This window comes from Paenibacillus sp. J31P316 (assembly GCF_056269105.1).
The window spans coordinates 465,847-482,475 of sequence record NZ_JBWDNI010000003.1 but is presented as its reverse complement, the minus strand read 5'-3'; the positions used below and the strand labels follow the sequence as shown (position 1 = coordinate 482,475).

General features: G+C 55.3%; 12 protein-coding genes. 7 read left to right on the top strand and 5 right to left on the bottom strand.

Annotated features, from left to right (window positions below):
* Positions 1–475: 475 nt before the first annotated feature.
* Genes AC0YNU_RS13170 through AC0YNU_RS13160 form a run of 3 tightly spaced genes read left to right on the top strand, consistent with a single transcriptional unit; the run spans position 476 to position 4,317 of the window.
* Positions 476–2,011: a spore germination protein gene (locus AC0YNU_RS13170; RefSeq protein ID WP_475757079.1), complete on the top strand. Its 1,536-nt coding sequence runs from the start codon at positions 476–478 to the stop codon at positions 2,009–2,011.
* A complete protein-coding gene (locus AC0YNU_RS13165) occupies positions 2,008–3,171 on the top strand; it encodes a Ger(x)C family spore germination protein (RefSeq protein WP_475757077.1) in 1,164 nt (387 codons plus the stop codon). Before AC0YNU_RS13170 ends, AC0YNU_RS13165 begins: the two co-directional genes overlap by 4 nt.
* A 36-nt stretch (positions 3,172–3,207) precedes the next feature.
* Entirely contained in the window at positions 3,208–4,317 is a 1,110-nt protein-coding gene (locus AC0YNU_RS13160) for a GerAB/ArcD/ProY family transporter (protein WP_475757075.1), read from the top strand.
* A gap of 140 nt (positions 4,318–4,457) precedes the next feature.
* Here AC0YNU_RS13160 and AC0YNU_RS13155 read toward each other — a convergent pair whose 3' ends face one another.
* From AC0YNU_RS13155 to AC0YNU_RS13140, 4 genes are all read right to left on the bottom strand, one after another.
* A complete protein-coding gene (locus tag AC0YNU_RS13155) occupies positions 4,458–6,590 on the bottom strand; it encodes an alpha-galactosidase (RefSeq protein WP_475757073.1) in 2,133 nt (710 codons plus the stop codon).
* Between the two features lie 74 nt (positions 6,591–6,664).
* Complete coding sequence (locus AC0YNU_RS13150) at positions 6,665–8,332, bottom strand: extracellular solute-binding protein (protein ID WP_475757071.1); 1,668 nt, start codon at positions 8,330–8,332, stop codon at positions 6,665–6,667.
* A 186-nt stretch (positions 8,333–8,518) separates the two neighbouring features.
* Positions 8,519–9,412: a carbohydrate ABC transporter permease gene (locus AC0YNU_RS13145; RefSeq protein WP_475757069.1), complete on the bottom strand. Its 894-nt coding sequence runs from the start codon at positions 9,410–9,412 to the stop codon at positions 8,519–8,521.
* Between the two features lie 24 nt (positions 9,413–9,436).
* A complete protein-coding gene (locus tag AC0YNU_RS13140; RefSeq protein WP_475757067.1) occupies positions 9,437–10,411 on the bottom strand; it encodes an ABC transporter permease in 975 nt (324 codons plus the stop codon).
* 214 nt (positions 10,412–10,625) lie between these two features.
* On the opposite strand from AC0YNU_RS13140, the gene AC0YNU_RS13135 reads away from it, so the two are divergent.
* The 4 genes from AC0YNU_RS13135 (at position 10,626) to AC0YNU_RS13120 (ending at position 15,438) form a co-directional block, all read left to right on the top strand.
* Positions 10,626–12,293: a response regulator transcription factor gene (locus AC0YNU_RS13135; RefSeq protein ID WP_475757065.1), complete on the top strand. Its 1,668-nt coding sequence runs from the start codon at positions 10,626–10,628 to the stop codon at positions 12,291–12,293.
* A gap of 17 nt (positions 12,294–12,310) precedes the next feature.
* On the top strand, positions 12,311–14,083 hold the full coding sequence (locus AC0YNU_RS13130; protein WP_475757063.1) for a cache domain-containing sensor histidine kinase: 1,773 nt from the start codon (positions 12,311–12,313) through the stop codon (positions 14,081–14,083).
* Positions 14,084–14,478: 395 nt separating this feature from the next.
* Positions 14,479–14,778, top strand: a complete 300-nt coding sequence (locus AC0YNU_RS13125) for a GNAT family N-acetyltransferase (protein WP_475757969.1) — start codon at positions 14,479–14,481, stop codon at positions 14,776–14,778.
* 99 nt (positions 14,779–14,877) lie between these two features.
* Entirely contained in the window at positions 14,878–15,438 is a 561-nt protein-coding gene (locus AC0YNU_RS13120; protein WP_475757061.1) for an AAA family ATPase, read from the top strand.
* Positions 15,439–15,460: 22 nt separating this feature from the next.
* On the opposite strand, the gene AC0YNU_RS13115 is transcribed toward AC0YNU_RS13120, so the two are convergent.
* Positions 15,461–15,889, bottom strand: coding sequence for an organic hydroperoxide resistance protein (locus AC0YNU_RS13115; RefSeq protein ID WP_475757059.1), 429 nt, complete (start codon positions 15,887–15,889; stop codon positions 15,461–15,463).
* Between the last annotated feature and the right edge of the window lie 740 nt (positions 15,890–16,629).

Here is a 16,629-nt window from a genome sequence, read left to right as displayed (position 1 = left end):
CATCAACAAATCCGGGCATCAACTACGTGCTGGGTACTCTCTAGGATATGTTGGAATAGAGTCATAAAATGCTATTATAATTATTACGGCAGCTGTGGAGTCATGTTATAAATCCTTCTATTGATTCCAAGACAGTTTATCCTGCTGCGCTAACTTGCCGTTCGGATTATAAGGCCACCAGAACTTACGGGTGACCTTTTTTTCGTTGGCCGTAAGAATGCGGCAGCGGGGAATCGAACGCGTCTGCCCGTGGGATTCAGATTTCCGGAAACTATTCAATTCCTCCCCTACTTGTGGCCGAGTATGAAATGAGCCATCGGATATCACTTCTGTATACGGCCAATCGTTACGGCTTGACCATCGTAAGGGATACATAATTTACATGTTCTGGGGGATAGTAGACGTGTCATTGCCTCCCTTTCCTTCATTTCCCGTTCTCTAAGTTGTTGTTTTCATACTAAGGTGGCCTGCGCATATGAAGTGGACGAAACTCGCTAACAAAAACCTGCATAAGCCGGTCCCTCTCCAACATGCGGAAGCGGAGTGTCATGCTGCTCCCCTCGCGGAAGATCTGGATGCCAACCGGCGAGCCTTCGAGCAAGCGTTTCAGAACTGCGCGGATATCGTATACCGCGAGTTGGCGATGGAGGATCATGCCAAGCTCCTGCTCATCTATGTCCAAGGCATGGTCGACGTCGAGCTCATCACGGACAACGTGCTTTCTCCCTTAATCTACAAGGGACTGCCGCAGGGGCTTGGCGCCATCGATAACATCGCCCAAATGTGCGCGCAGCAGTTATTCCCCATGCTGCAGATGAGGAAATCTTCCGACATCGGCGAAATCGTCACCGGGATCTTGAAGGGAGACCTCGCCATCCTCGTCGAAGGCGAAGGAACAGCCTGCGTGGCAAGCGTCAGACAGGTCGCAACCCGCGGCATCGAGGAGTCAACCTCCGAGCCTGCGCTTCGCGGGCCGAAGGATAGCTTCACCGAAAATCTCCGCACGAATACCGTCCTGCTTCGCTCCAAATTCGCGACGACTCGTTTGAAGATCGAAGAGATGACGGTAGGCAACCTCACCCAAACCGACGTCGTGATCGCATATCTCGAGGGAATCGTGGACCCCGACCTGCTCGAGGAGGTGCGTGCCCGCGTATCGCGCATTAAGGTCGATGGAATATTGGATTCCGGGTATATCGAGGAAGCCATCGAAGATACGCATTTCTCCCCGTTCCCGCAAATGATGAGCAGCGAACGACCGGATGTCGTCGCGGCCGGGCTGATGGAAGGGAAGGTCGTCATCATCGCCGACGGCACGCCGTTTACGCTGGTCGTGCCGATGACGTTTTGGAGCGGCCTGCAGGCGCCGGACGACTACTACGAGCGTTTTCTGTACGTCGCCTTGAACCGGAGCATCCGTTATTTCTTCGCGGCGTTCTCGGTGCTGCTGCCGTCCTTCTATATCGCGCTGACCAATTTCCATCAGGAACTGATTCCCGGCAAGCTGATGATCACCATCGCGGCGCTTCGGGAAAGGGCGCCTTTCCCGACCGTGATCGAAGTGCTGATGATGGAAGTCATGTTCGAAGGGCTGAGAGAGGCCGGTCTCCGCTTGCCGAAGCCGATCGGACCGCTCGTGAGCGTCGTCGGCGCACTGGTCATCGGAGAGGCAGCCGTCAGTGCCGGCATCGTGTCGTCGCCCATTGTCATCGTCGTGTCCGCGGCCGGCATCGCCTCGTTCATCATCCCGCGCTACCGGTTCGGCATTCCGCTGCGGATGCTTCGTTTCCCGCTGCTCGTGCTGTCCGGCATGTTCGGCTTGTTCGGGCTGACGACGGGAGTCGTGGCCATCCTGATCCACCTCGTCCAGCTGCGTCCGTTCGGCATGCCGTATCTGACCCCTCTCGCCCCGGCATCCGGCAAATGGCTGAAGGATTGGTGGGTTCGCTGGCCTCAGCGCCTGACGAAACGCAAAGAACCGGAACCGCGGAAGAGAGGCGGAGAAGCATGAACGCGAACCGGCTGCGCTTGCTGCTGCTTGCGCTCCTAGTGTCGTTGCTTGCCGGCTGCGGGAACCGGAGAGAGCCGGACCAACTTGCCTTCGATATGGGAGACGGACTGGATTTGACGAAGAACGGCAAACTCGAGGTCAGCTTCCAAATCGCGCTTCCTTCGGGTGTCGGAGGGGGAAACAATCCCTCCGGAGGCGGAGGAACCGCACATAATACCTACGAATTGACGACGGCTAACGGGATCAACTTCTACGACGCGATGCGAAATGCGCAAAAGGAGCTGTCGCGCGAATTGTTTCCCGGTCACCGCGAGGTCATCCTGATCGGGCAGCATCTGGCGGAGCACGGAATCTCCCATCTCCTCGACCAGTTCGTCCGAAATCCGCGATCGGAACTGCGCTCGAAGCTATTCGTCGTAAAGGATGCCGAAGCCAAGGACGTTCTGGCGCAAAAGGCGATCTTCGAACCTTTTATGTCGATGGCGCTCAGGCGGCAGGAGGATATTTTCAAGCTGCGTTACGTCTACTTTCATGATTTCCTGTCGGATACGCTGACGGAAGGACTGGATCCGTTCGTGCCCGCCATCGGCCTGACGGCCGCGTCCAAGCCGTATTACTACGGATCCGCCGTGTTCAATAAAGCGAAGGGCTTGAAAACGGTAGGCTTCCTAGACGGCAACGAGACCGTCTACGCCAATTGGATCACGGGCAAACAACCCGGGTATGAGTACTCGCTGCCGATCGGGGAAGGCCCGGACGAAAATATCAGCGTGACGTTCAAGTCCCTGCGCAAAAGCATCCGTACGCGGATGGCACGGAACCAAATCGTTGTCGATCTTCATTTGTCCGGCAGCGGCGCGGTCGTGGAGAACAATTCCTCTCTGAATCCAACCCGGGCCGCGGACCGGCGCGCCATCGAACAAGCCGTCAACAGGAAAACGAAACGGGAGATCGAGGCGCTGATCGGCAAAGTCCAGCGCGATTACCGCGCCGACATATTCGGATTCGGCGAAGCCTTTCACCGCCAGCATCCCATGCAATGGAAGACGGTGCGCGGGAAATGGAACGACCGCTTCGCGGAGCTTCAGGTTACGGTGCATGTCGATTTAACCTGCGTGCGAAATTCGGGACTCGTTACGTCCCCGATCGACGAGAATTGATTCGGAAGCCAGATTGATACAGGGGGGAGCGGACACGTGCGAATCAAAGGACTTATGAAAATCACAGGCTCTCAGTTCATCTGGACGCTGTTAATCATCGACGGCTGCAATTTCATTCCGTTCATCAAGACCGCGATCGTCAAGGCGAAGCAGGACGCGTGGATCTCGATCCTTATGGCCGGCTTGGCGGTGATCGTCCTTACGTTTCTTCTCGTTCGATTGAGCATGATGCATCCGGAGAAAACCTTGTTCGGCTTCAGCCGGGCCGTGTTGGGGCCATGGTTTGGCCGCATCGTCGTCCTGCCTTATTTTGCGCTCTGGATCTCGATATCCGTAGTCATCCTGCGTTATAGCAGCGATTTCATACAGAGCGTGCTGCTCGACAAGGCACCCGTATGGGTGGTGATGCTGATTCTTTCGATTCTGATGGTCTACTCCGCGCATGGCGGAATCGGCGGGATTGGACGTTATAACGAAGTCGTAGGTCCGGTGTTCTTCATCACGACCCTCGTAAGCTTCTCCTTGAACGGCCGCAATTTGAGATGGCAACGGATTCTGCCCGTATACTTCGATAACGGCTGGCTGCAGATCGCGAAGGGGGCGGTGCCCTTGACGACGCTGCTCGGCGGTGAATCTTTGCTGCTGCTCGTGCTCGTCGCCTTCATGGCGAATCCCCGCAAAGCGCCCCTGTTGTCGTCGATTGCGCTTGGCGTGACGATCCTAACGTTCGTCATGCTTACCGTGCTCTCCTTATCGGTGTTCGGTCCGGCGCTTGCGGCGAGGCTGCAGGATCCGTTCTTCTCGTATATGCGAACCGTCGATATCATGGAATTCATTCAGCAGATCGATATATTCATGTTTTCTCTCTGGATCTTCGGCATCACGACGATCTTGTCCACGCATCTGTTCGTTGTCAGTTACGAGTTGTCGCTGTGGTTCAAGCTGAACAATTGGTACGCCTTGATTTGGATCGTCGGTCCAATGATCTTCGTCGGGGCGCTGCTCAGTCCGGGAGCAACCATGTACGGGCCTTTCTTTAATTGGTGGAGCTATTACGCCTTCCCGGTGTGCGGCATCGGCATTCCGCTGCTGTTATGGGTCGCCACGCTCTTCGACAGGAGACATCATCGGCAAGCTGTCGGATGACCTCAGAGAAACAGACATGCATGGCGCGGACGGTATCACATGCATCGCAAGGTCGAAGAACGGATGAAGGTCCTTACCAAAAAACGCGGAACAGCCTCGGCTGTTCCGCGTTTCCCTTCATCTCTAGATTTCAGCAGCCTTTAACCGATCGCGCTCAACCGCAGCATGACCGACTCCGCGGGCGCCAGCGAGATCTCCAGCTTGCCTTCCGCGCTGCTCGCCTGCTTCGACCATAACTCCTCGCAACGATAAGTCGTCCCCGCGGGCAGGCCGATTCTTCCCAAGTCGACCGTCTTGGCGGCGGATCGCTCCTTGTCATAGTTGAAGACCGCGACATGGATCACTTCCCCGCCCTCCGGCGAGCGGTCCTTGCGGTAGAAGACGTCCGCGGCTTGCTGACCCGTATTCCCTTCAAGCGGCAGGAACGTCTCTCCCTTGCGCGCGATCTCCATCAGTTCGGATGCCGTCAACCAAGCAAGCGCCCGTCTGCGGGCCTCCTCCATGCGGAAGTCGTCGCCCATCAGCATGAGCGTGCCCGCGATGATCGAGGCGTTCAACCGGCTGCGGCCTTCATGCTCCGACGTCGGTTCATGGTTGTAGCTCTTGTAGAGCACCGTATGGTCGGGATCGTTGAACCGGTACAGCGTATCGTTGATCCACCAGCCGTACGTGAGCGAATTCAGCATATACTCCGTGTCCTTCAGCTCGCCGAACGCATCGCAGGAGATGCGGCGGCCGTGCGCGTACGGATGGGGAAATAGCGGCGCGATCGACAAATGGATGAAGAACGGCCGGCCGATCCGCTCGGGATCGAGCAGCTCGCGGATATGCTGCATGCCGTAGCGGTAAGCCTGAATGCCCGTCTGAATATCCGGATGATGATGCCGGCCTTCCAGCGTTCCATGCGCCATGAAATCCAGCTTCACGTATTCGTAGCCTTCGGCGACGAAATTCCGCAAGGTCCATTCGGTGCGCATCCGATTGCCCGGATGCGTCGGATCGATTGCAAGCCCGCCGTCCAGATCGGGCAGCACGCGGCCCTCCTCGTCGCGCAGCAGCAGGTCCGCGTACGTATAAAGCCCGTCCGTGCCTTCCACGGTCCGATCCCCCGCTTCCTCGCTCTTGCCCCAATATGCGAACGGCGTCCAGTACGTGCCTGCCTTCTGGCCATTCCGGTGGACATGCTCGACCGCTTGCCGCCGTTCCTCGGCCGTAAGATTCGTCCAGAAGGAATCGAAATTCAAGTAGACGACCTCTTGGTCGTGGAAGCCCTGCTGCTGGACCTCATGGATCAAGTCGGACGCGCGCGTGTAGCTGTCATAGCTCAACTTGTCGCCGACCGCGGACCAGCTGTTCCAGCCGAACGGCACCGTTCCTTCCCACGCCAGCGGAGGCTCGATGCGCGCGTTCGCTTCGCCGAAGGCTTGCAGCCCCTCCCTGTAATCGTCGAACGCCCCGAGCCAAATTGTCGGAGAGGATACTTCGGTTCCCGTGACGATCCCGTGCGGAATCGAGTCGCGCGTATAGTCGCCGGACGCGCCGCCGTAGATCTCCAGCCGCTGCACCGTTTGATCGGCCGCGCTCTCGACTTGAATGCCCGTCTTCCACGTATCGTGGGTGACGGAACCGAACACGAGCCCGTGCCGGGAAGCATTGCAATACACGGACGATACCTCGTAGCTTTCCATCCGCCCCGGCATCGCGACCGATTCGTAGCGCACCCATTTGTCGTTGTCGAACGGAACGAGCAGCGCCAGCAGCGCGTCCTGATCCTTAGGATCTTGATCCTTAGGATCATGATCCTTGGGATCTTGATCCTCAACATCTTGCCGCCTAGCATCTACGGCTCCGGCTTTCACGCTCAGCACGCCGTCCGCGCTGTCCCCGGCGCAATAGACCGGCGCGATATAGTTGGTCGAGAGTTCCTCTCCGCTCAGGCTCGTCGCCTTCACCTGCACGAAGCATGCTTTCAAGCCGTCATAAACGGCAAAGCTTTGCACGAGCTCCAGCCGCTCGTCCATCCGGTGATGCACGATCAATCGCGCGCCCGCGCCGAAGACATCAGCCGTCTCCTCGATTCGATAGGAACGCTCCCGCGCATCCTTGGTCTCGATCATCCGGCCGTCCAAGCGAATCCGGCTTTGCATGCCGCGCACGCTTGCCGAATCCAGCCACTCGATACGGGCAGTCCCGCTCGCCAGGTCGCATTCGACGCGCACATGATCGTTCCCGATTGCCGCCAGTTGTTCTTGCTCCGCTCTTGCTATCGTCATTCTTCTCCGCCTCCGAATTCAAGTCGAGAAAAAAAGGCCGGCCCTGTTCGGCCGACCTCCTCCCGTCAAAATGATTATTTCCAAAGTGCCAATCGTTGCTGGTAGTTGTCGTTGATGATCTTCTCGACCTTCTCGCTGCCCGCCGATTTCATGTCGGCCAGCATCTTGTCGAACACTTTGCCGGCTTCTTCCGGCGATTTGGCGATGATCGCCTTCGTGATGTTCTGCGTCATGGTGTCGTTGACCTTCTGCGAGATCAGCGCTTCCGGCGTTCCGCCTTGCGGGCCGAGGTTGTCGTACGTATCGGTGCTCCATACGGAATCGCTCAAGTTTTTGATCGCCATTTTGTCGATTTCGCTGCGCTCGTACCGGCCTGCCAGATCGTAAACGGTACCGTCGGAACCTTTGCCCGCCTTGATGAACCACGTCCATTTGCGGATACCCGTCGTCTTGGTGTAGTTGTTCCAGTCGTCCTTGAAGCCCTTCAGCACTTCCGGCTTCGGCACGTGCTTGCCGTCTACCAGATCCCAGTGCTTGCCTTCCACGCCCCATTGCAGCAGGTATTGGCCTTCTTCGCTCGCCAGGAAATTGATAAATTGCATCGTGCGCTCCGGATTCTTGTTGGCCTTCGTGATGCCGATCGCATCCCAGCCGAGGGAGCCTTGCGGACCGTAAGTCGTCTTGGCCGGATCTACGCCAGGGCCGACGACTTTATAGTCGAAGAATTGCTTCTCTTCGCCGCCGTCTTTCTTAAGCGCCGTGTTCGCCGTTCCGAGATCCCAGTACGCGCCCGTCGTGCCGAGTACCGTGCCCGAAGACAGTTTCTGCAGCCAGGATTCCTTCTTGTTGATCGCCCAATCCGTATCGATGAGTCCTTCGTTGTACAGCTTGTTCATATAGAGAATCATTTCTTTGTATTTCGGATCTTCCACGTCGTACTGCAGCTTGCCGTCCGTCTCGTAATACGTCTTCATGCCGAACATGCCTTTGAACGTGCCCGTTACCGCGCCCATGTTGGAGCCGTCCATCGTCAGCCCGATCGTCGGTTTGCCGTTGACCGTCGGATACTTCGCTTTGAAATCCTTCAGCAGCTGCTCGAATTCATCCGCCGTGAACGGTTGACCTCCCGCCGCCTTGTCCGGCGCCAGCTCCTTCAAGAAGTCCATCTTCAGGTTGAAGCCGAATACCGGCTCGCCTTCCGACATCCCGTACCAGTTGGACAAGTAGTAGTTTTTGCCGTCCGTATAGCGGGTCTTGTTCAACGTGTCGCCGTACATCGTTTTCACGTCGGGACCGTATTTGTCGATCAGGTCGTTGAGCGGAATCAAAGCGCCCGTCGAAATGTATTTGTTCACGACGTCGCCGCCGCGATCCATCAGCACGATGTCCGGCAGATCGTCGCTGGCGAGCATGAGGTTCAATTTCTCCGTCGGATTGCCCGTCGGCTGTTGGATTTCGACCGTGATGCCCGTGCGCTTCGTAATCTCTTTGGCTACGTCGTTGGTGAAAGCGTCACCAGTATTTTTGTCGAAAAACGTGATTTTGAGCGGCGTCAAATCTTCGGCCGGTTTGTTGCCCGCGGCATCGTTCGAGGCGCCGGCGTTGTTCGTCGATCCTGCATTGGACGCTTGATCCGCGTTGTTGCCGCCATTGTTGGCATTGTTGCTTCCGCAGCCGGCCGCGATCGACGCGACCAAAGCGAGACTAAGGGACAGCGTGCCCCATTTTTTGAATCCTGGCATGAGTGAAAACCCCCTGTGAGAATTGTATACTACCATACTTAAATTCGAGCGTGCAAGACGGCTTCGATGGAGCGGGGAACGCTCACCTCCTTTAATGCTTGCGAATGCCTAACCATGCTATCTAATGCCTCCGCATGCTCCCGAATGCTCGCGAGAAGCCGGCGGAGCTTATCCGAATCGAACCTCTTAGCTCTTGACCGCGCCGAGCGTCATGCCTTTGACGAAATACCGCTGCAGGAACGGATAGACCATGATGATCGGCAGCGTCGCCACCATCGTCGCGGCCATCCGGATCGTATCCGACGAGACGGCGTTGCGTTTGGCGGAATCTGCCATTTGGTTAGCGCTTGACGTGAAGGATTCCGTTTGGTATTGATTGAGAATCTTCACGAGCACGGCCTGCAGCGTCTTCAGGTTTGGCTTATACGTGAACACGTAGGAGTCGAACCAGGAATTCCAATGGTTGATGGCCGAGAACAAGCCGATCGTGACCAGTACGGGCACGCAGATCGGCAGGATGATCCGCCAGTAAATCTGGACATCGTTCGCGCCGTCCATCTTCGCCGACTCTTCCACCTCGAGCGGCAGTTCCTGCATGAACGTTCTCACGATGATGACGAAGAACACGTTCATCAGGTTCGGGAAGATGTACACCATGAAGGAGTCGATGAGGTGCACGTTCTTCAGAATCATATAGTACGGAATCAAGCCGCCGCCGAAGTACATCGTGAAGATGAAGAACAGCGTGATGGTTCTTCCGTAGACCAGGTCCCGTTTGCTGAGCGCGAAGGCCAGCAGGCTGATGACGGCCAGCGCGAGCGGCGTGCCGATCAGCGTCCGCAGCACGGTGACTTTGAGGCCGTTCAAGATTTCGGCGTCCTGCAGGATTTGCTTATAGCTGTCGAAGTTGATGACGCGGGGCCATAAGTAGATGCCGCCCCGGACCGTATCGTCCGCGCTGTTCAAGGATAGAACGAGAATATTCCAGAAGGGATAGAACGTAATCACGAACACGAAAGTCAGAAATACGTATACGCAAGCGAGATAAATGCGGTCGCTGTAGCTCTTGGATGCTGTCAAGTCTTCGTCCTCCTTTCCGGTGAATTAATACAGGGATTGCTGGTTGACCTTCTTGGACCAGGCGTTCACGAGAACGACCAGGACGAAAGCCACCACCGATTTGAACAATCCGACGGCCGCGCCGTACGAGAACATGCCGTTCTGCAAGCCGTACCGGTACGTGTAGGTGTCGATGACATCCGAATATTCAAGCACGGTCGTGTTTTGCAGCAAGTACTGCTGATCGAAGCCCGCGTTCAGCACGTTGCCGACGGCAAGAATCGATAGAATGACGATCGTCGGCTTGAGCGAAGGCAGCGTGACGTTCCACATTTGCCGCCAGCGGTTCGCGCCGTCCACCCGGGCCGCTTCGTACAGTTCCGGATTGATGCCGGCGATGGCCGCCAAATAGATAATGGCGTTGAAGCCCATGTCCTTCCACGTGTTCGAGAAGGCGATGATCCACCAGAACATATGGCCGTTCTGCAGGAAAGTAATTGGCTTGTCGATGAAGTGCAGCGACGTCAGGATCTGATTGATCACGCCTCCGGACGACAGCACGGTGACGATGATGTTCGCCGCGATGACCCAGGAGACGAAATGCGGCAAGTACGATACCGTCTGGACGATGCGCTTGAACATGCCGCGGCCGACCTCGTTGATCATAATAGCCAGAATGATCGGAGCCGGGAAACCGATCAGCAGCGACAGCAAGCTCTGGGCGAGCGTGTTGCGCATGATCCTGTAGAAATCGCCGTTGGTGAAGAAATAATCGAACCATTGGAATCCGACGAATTTGCTGTGAAAGAACTGGTGGAAGAACGAGCCTCCGCCGGGAGAATAGTTGATAAAGGACATATACAAGCCGAACATCGGCCCGTAAGAGAAGATGATCGTGCAGATCAGCGCGGGCAAAATCATCAGATACAAATATTTCTGCTGCTTCATCTTTCGCCATTTGCGCGTTTTGGCTTTGCCCCCGATTACGGGAGGCTGTTGTTTGTCTAGGTACGCTTCCATGCCTTTCCTCCTCAAATGACGGCCGTTCATATGTCGCGTTCGTTTTCGTATCCCCATTATAAGTGGGTGAAATGAAGCGTTTCCATAACCCGATTCACGGAAACGCGACGCAAACCTACACATCTCCGCGGGAGATATTGTTGAAAACCGTTACAAATCTTACAATGAAACAACCGAATCCGGTATGCATTTTACGATAAGGAGCGTGCTTCGCTTGTACAAAATTCTGCTTGTGGACGACGAGAAACTGGAGCTGAACGCGATCGCGCATTATATACGTTGGGAAGACATGGGCATCGTCGTGGCGGGCACGGCCAAGAACGGACGGGACGCGCTCAAGGTCATGGAAGAATGCAAGCCCGACATCATTCTGACCGACGTCCGCATGCCGATCATGAACGGCCTGGAGTTCGCCTCGAAAGCGAAGCAGCTCGACAAGAACGTCAAAATCGTCTTCCTGAGCGGGCACGACGAATTTCAATATATCAAAGCCGCGCTGAGCATCGAAGCGATGGGTTATCTGCTCAAGCCGGTCGATTCCGCCGAGCTGGCCCAGCTCATGCAGCGGGTCATTCTCAAATGCCAGGAGGACAAGCAACTGTCCGAATCCTCCGAAGCGACGAAGGAGAAGCTCGTCCGCTCCCTCGCCGCCGAGCAGGACGAAGAGATCCGCCGGGAATGGGTCCGGCGCATCGGCATGCTTCCCAACCCGCTGCCGACGATTGGCAGGTATCGGGTGAGCGTCTGCAGCTTGGATGCGCTCGATCCGGCTGTATGGGAGGCATCGGCCGGGACGCCGGGATCGGCGGGAACAGTGGGATCGGCGGGATCGCCTTTGTCGGGGATCGCGGCCGGATCGCCCGCGCATACGGCAACGGCCGGCAGGCACCGGGAGGCGATCCTCGCGTTAACCGCAGGCAAGCTCGCCGGGCTGCAGGCGCCGGCCTACGTCTGGACGTTGGATGAGCAGCGGTTCTGCACGCTCTCCTATCTCTATGACGATTCGGAGGACGAAAGCTTGGAAGCCTTAATGGAAGAGATCGTCGAGGAGACCGGCAATCGCTTCGGCGTCGTCCTGTCCGTCGGCATCTCGCGGCTCGGGCGTTATCTGGAAGAACTCCCCGATCGCTTCGGCGAGGCCAGGGAAGCGAACGGCGACAAGTTCTACAGCGGCACGGGACGCGTCATCCGCTATGCCGCCCATGCGCCCGCCGTCGCCGGAGCGGCCCTTCATCCCATGGACGTCGCCGAGCAGCTGAACCATGCCGTCTCCCACCTTCGCTCCGCCGAGGCCGAAGCCGTGCTTGGCGCTTACTTCCGGCACTTCGCCATGAACCGTACGAGCCGGGATGCCATCATCGCCGGCACCATGCAGGTGATCTCCGAAATCGAGCGCCGTTATGCGCCGCTGCTCGAGAACCGCGCCGCGGTCGGCGGCAGCCCGCTTGCGATCGATTGGAAGACGATCACCGAGCCGGAGTCGGTCGGACACCTGCACGCCTATCTCCTTGCCTGGACAGGCGGCATCATGGCCGTCATCCGCGAGAAGGATCAGGACAAGAATTTAAACGTCGTTCATCAGATCACCGCGCTGATTCACGAACGGTACGGCGAGGCGCTGACGGTCGACGACTTGGCGGAACGCGTCTATCTGACGCCGAACTACATCCGCACCTTGTTCAAGCAGAAGACCGGCGAGACGATTTTGGAATATTTGACGAAGGTGCGGATCGGCCAGTCGTCGGAGCTGCTGAAGGACCGGTCGCTCAAAATCCACGAGGTCGCGCGGGCCGCCGGCTACGAGAACGTGTCCTATTTTTGCTCCCTCTTCCAGAAGCATAAAGGGGTCACGCCCAACGAATACCGCAAGAAATACTTGTAGGCGAAAGGAACTGCCGCATGATGCTGCGCTCATGGTTCATCCATCTTACCGCACCGTTTCTCAACCTCAGCATGAGGGGGAAATTGTTCAGCCTGTTCTTGCTCGTCTCGATTCTCCCGCTGCTGTTCTTCGTCTCGTATTCCTATCAGTCGGTCAAGGAGCAGCTCATCAACCAGACTTATTCCGGCATGACGCTGGCCACGTCCCAAATTACGAGCAATCTGCAGAGCAAGCTGAACAACTATTCGAAAATCTCGGCGTCGCTCTACCTGGATGCGACCCTGCAAGAATATTTGAGCAAATCGTACAACGGCGACGCGGACTATCTCGACGCTTACCGCTATATCGACAACGTCATGAACAATGTCTTGATTACCAATCCGGAGGTCAGCGGCATCGCGATCTACTCGACGAATCCGAAGATGCCGCTCGATAATCTGTTCATCAAGAAGCTGGACGACTCCATTCGCCAGCAGCCGTGGTTCACCAAAGTCCAGCATACGTACGGAAACGTCATCTTCACGATCACGCCGGGCACGCAGGAATCCTCGCAGCTGACCGAGCCGCAGCCGATGTTCACGCTCGTTCGCTATTTGAACTACAACAGCCTGAATTTCCCGTACGGCGTCCTGACGATCGACGTGAAGGAATCCGACCTCTACGCGCTGATGGGCAAAGAGGACAGCAACAAAGATATTTTCATCGTGAACGAGAACGGCATCATCATCTCCAGCAAGGACAAAAGCCTGCTGAATACCGACCTTGGCCGGCTCCTGCCGGGCAAATTCAAGTCCGGCGCGAACGGCCGGTTCGAGAGCACCTACAAAGGCGAGAAGGTGCTCGTCGTGTACGACACCGGCTCGAACGGCTGGAAGACCGTCTCCATCGTGCCTTACAGCGGCTTCATGGCGCCGGCGATCGCCTCCTCCAACCGGATTCTGGTCATGGCCTCCATCTGCATCCTGTTCAGCGTCATTCTGATTTATCTGGTCGCCCGCTTGTCGACGAAACAGTTCGAATCGCTGCTGAAGAGCATCCGCCGCATGGAGCGCGAAGACTTCGAGCTGGAGACCATCCCGATGGGGCATGACGAGATCGGCCAAGTGTCGTTCGCCCTCCATAAGATGGCCGGCCGGCTCAAGAATTTGATCAACGAGGTGTATAAGAAAGAGATCTCCAAGCAGGAAGCGGAAATGGACATTCTGCAGGCGCAGATCAATCCCCATTTCTTGTACAATACGTTGGCCTCCATCTCGGCGCTGGCCATGCAGCATAATGACCCCAAGATTCAGGACATGGTCTCGCATCTGGCAAAATTTTATCGGATCTCGCTGAACAAAGGGAAAAACATGATCTCGCTCAACGAGGAACTCAATCTGACGAAGTATTATCTGTCGATTCAGCAAATCCGGTACGAGGGCCTGCTGCATGTGCATTTCCAAGTCGACGAAGCGGTGCTCGTGCATCACACGGTCAAGCTCGCGCTGCAGCCGTTCGTGGAGAACTGCATCAACCACGCGATCTGGGACGACGACTGCGGCATCAGCATCATCATCCGGGCTTACCGGGACGGCGACGACATCATCGTGGCCATCGTCGACGACGGCATGGGCATGACGCGCGAGACGCTGGAGAAGCTGCAGGCCAAGGGCGAGATCGGCTACGGCATCTCGAACGTCGATCAGCGGATCAAGCTTGCGTTCGGCGAAGGCTACGGCGTGTCCATTGCGAGCAGGCTGGGGATCGGGACGAGCGTGCAAATCCGGCTGCCGGCTCGGGGCGTGCTGTGAAATTAAAAAAATGGATAACTGACCACTACGCAGGACGAATGTTCTTACGATCGCTGTTGTTAGCGGATATTTCGAACTATTTTTAATGGTGAATATCCGCTAACAAAGGCGACCACTATCGTTTCTTCAGAATCATTCGCCTTGCTTCGTTTGGATTATCCATGGTGCTTTTTCAATACACAACATTACGCCCCGGCCTTATGTTGCAGAAACCCCAAAAGGTCCATTCAGGTTATATGCCTGAATGGACCTTTTGGGGTTGGTGCGCAACTGCGCCGAATTCTTTGGCTGCGCCTAATATTTGCGGTTACGCTTGTGAAGGTTAGTTGACTAGAGAATTTTAAATGGTGGACGGGCATTAAGCTGACGGGCAGGATAGTTCAGTTCGTGATACAATCGCCATTAAGAGGAACTATCTTATCGGTTTTATTACAATGTGCGAAAGTTTTTCTCTGTACGCCGACGGTAAGTTTGGAGTCATACAAGAACTATACGTACATGAAGATTATCGCTTAATGGCTGTCGGTGGAGAATTGTTGAAGTTTGCCGTGAATTACGGCCAGAAGAAAGATTGGAAACGACTTGAGGTATGTACGCCGCCAATGCCAGAGTTTGAAAGAACATTAAAGTTCTATGAGAAGAATGGCTTTTCAATTACAGGTGGGAAGAAGCTAAAGATCTTGATACCCAAGTGATCGTTCAGGGAAGAACATGAATTCATCTAACGGGCAGCTTAGCGAAAATATAGCAACATCTACTTAATTGTGCTTATCCGGTTGAATGGAGGGTCTGCCATGGGCATTAGGAATTATTTAATTGAAGGCGTTTCCGGCGCCGGCAAAACTACGGTCTGCAACGAATTGCAGCGGCGCGGCTACCATGCCGTTCATGGTGACCGCGAATTGGCTTATCAAGGCGACCCGGAAACTGGTACTCCGACGGATGGCTTTAAACCCGAACACCACATTTGGCATGTAGATAAAGTAAAAGCTTTGGCCGCCAATCAAGATGAGGCGGTAACATTTTTCTGCGGTGGTTCGCGGAATTTCGCCAAATTCATGGATCTCTTTGACAGCGTGTTTATCCTTGAGGCCGACCTGAAAACCTGTCTCCGGCGAATTGATGAGCGAGTGGCACTGGACCCCGCTGACTGGGGCGGCAGACCAGAGGAACGGGAAATCATTCGGCGCTTGCATCAAACGAAAGAAGGCGTTCCCAAAAACGGGATTATAATCGACGCCACCGCACCGATCGCGCGCGTGGTTGACGAAATCCTCCGATTCGGCAGAACAACGACGAAAAATGATTCCCCCACCGACACAAACAAACGCAGAAAAAGCCAGAATAGCGGATAGAAATTCATGCATTTTGAAAGTTTTAATCCACGACGTTCGAGATTACCTCGATATTGCCCCGAGTCGCTCTCGCGTAAGGACAAACATGATGCGCTTCATCGACGATCTCTTGAGCGACGCTGCGTTCAACGCCTTTGATCGCAATATCGAACTTCAAGGCCAACACATAGCCGTCGTTGGCATCCTTGCCGAGCGTCACGTTAGAAACTATGGAAACCCCGTCCGATTTGATCTTTTTCATTCGCATGATGGTGCCCATGGCGCCTTCGAAACAAGCCGCGAAGCCTGCCGCGAACAATTGCTCCGGATTGGTTCCATCGCCGTTGCCGCCTAATTCCTTGGGAAATCGCAAATCCACGTTCAACTTGTCATCCGTGGAAACCGCTTTGCCCTCTCTTCCGCCTTGAACGTTAACCGTGGCCGTGTAGAGCGTTTTTTCGATTTTATCCATTATTCAATCTCTCCTCTTCGTCAGTTCTAATCGCATTGCGGACATAACTATAAGGATTTCCTTCCTGTTGGTTCGAATACTCGGGAAACGGAATAAGGTTCTAGTACGATGACCGTCAGCAATCCAGGTAATAATCATTTTCCCCGACCCATTTTCCGTAAGTCTCCATCATTTTCTTTAACCGGGCGTAGGAACTCGTCAACGTATTCTTCAATAAGATGCGCAGCATGTGCTCATATCCTCTCTGAATAAGATGTCCTGCTGGAAGAAATGCCATGAGTGCGACGTTCATTCAGAAACCTTTGTCCGCGTTGTCCGACATTCAAGGTTTCATGCTCAGGTCGAAAGGTACCGGTATCGCCCGTTCTTGCACCTTCATCTTAACAAGGAGAACGGCGTGCTGAATCTGTTAAACGTCATGAACTTGGCTAAAAAAAAGCATTGCCTTCGGGCATTTCGCATGACCAATGTCATGCGCCATGCCAAAAGTAATGCTTCCCATGCATGACGGATCGCATAAACGCGCAAGCACCTCGCTGTCTTTCGGTTAACCACAAGCCCCCTAACACAAAAGCGATCGCTGAACAGACATTGACGACTCTCACTGAAAACTTCCATTTGTGAATAAAGAAGAGCAGAGGCAACAATATCGCGAGAATCCCTTGGAACCTGAACCATGCCCAGTGATTCACATAGTAGGGGAATTGAACCATCGAGAGTAATTCTGTTTGCATGATTAA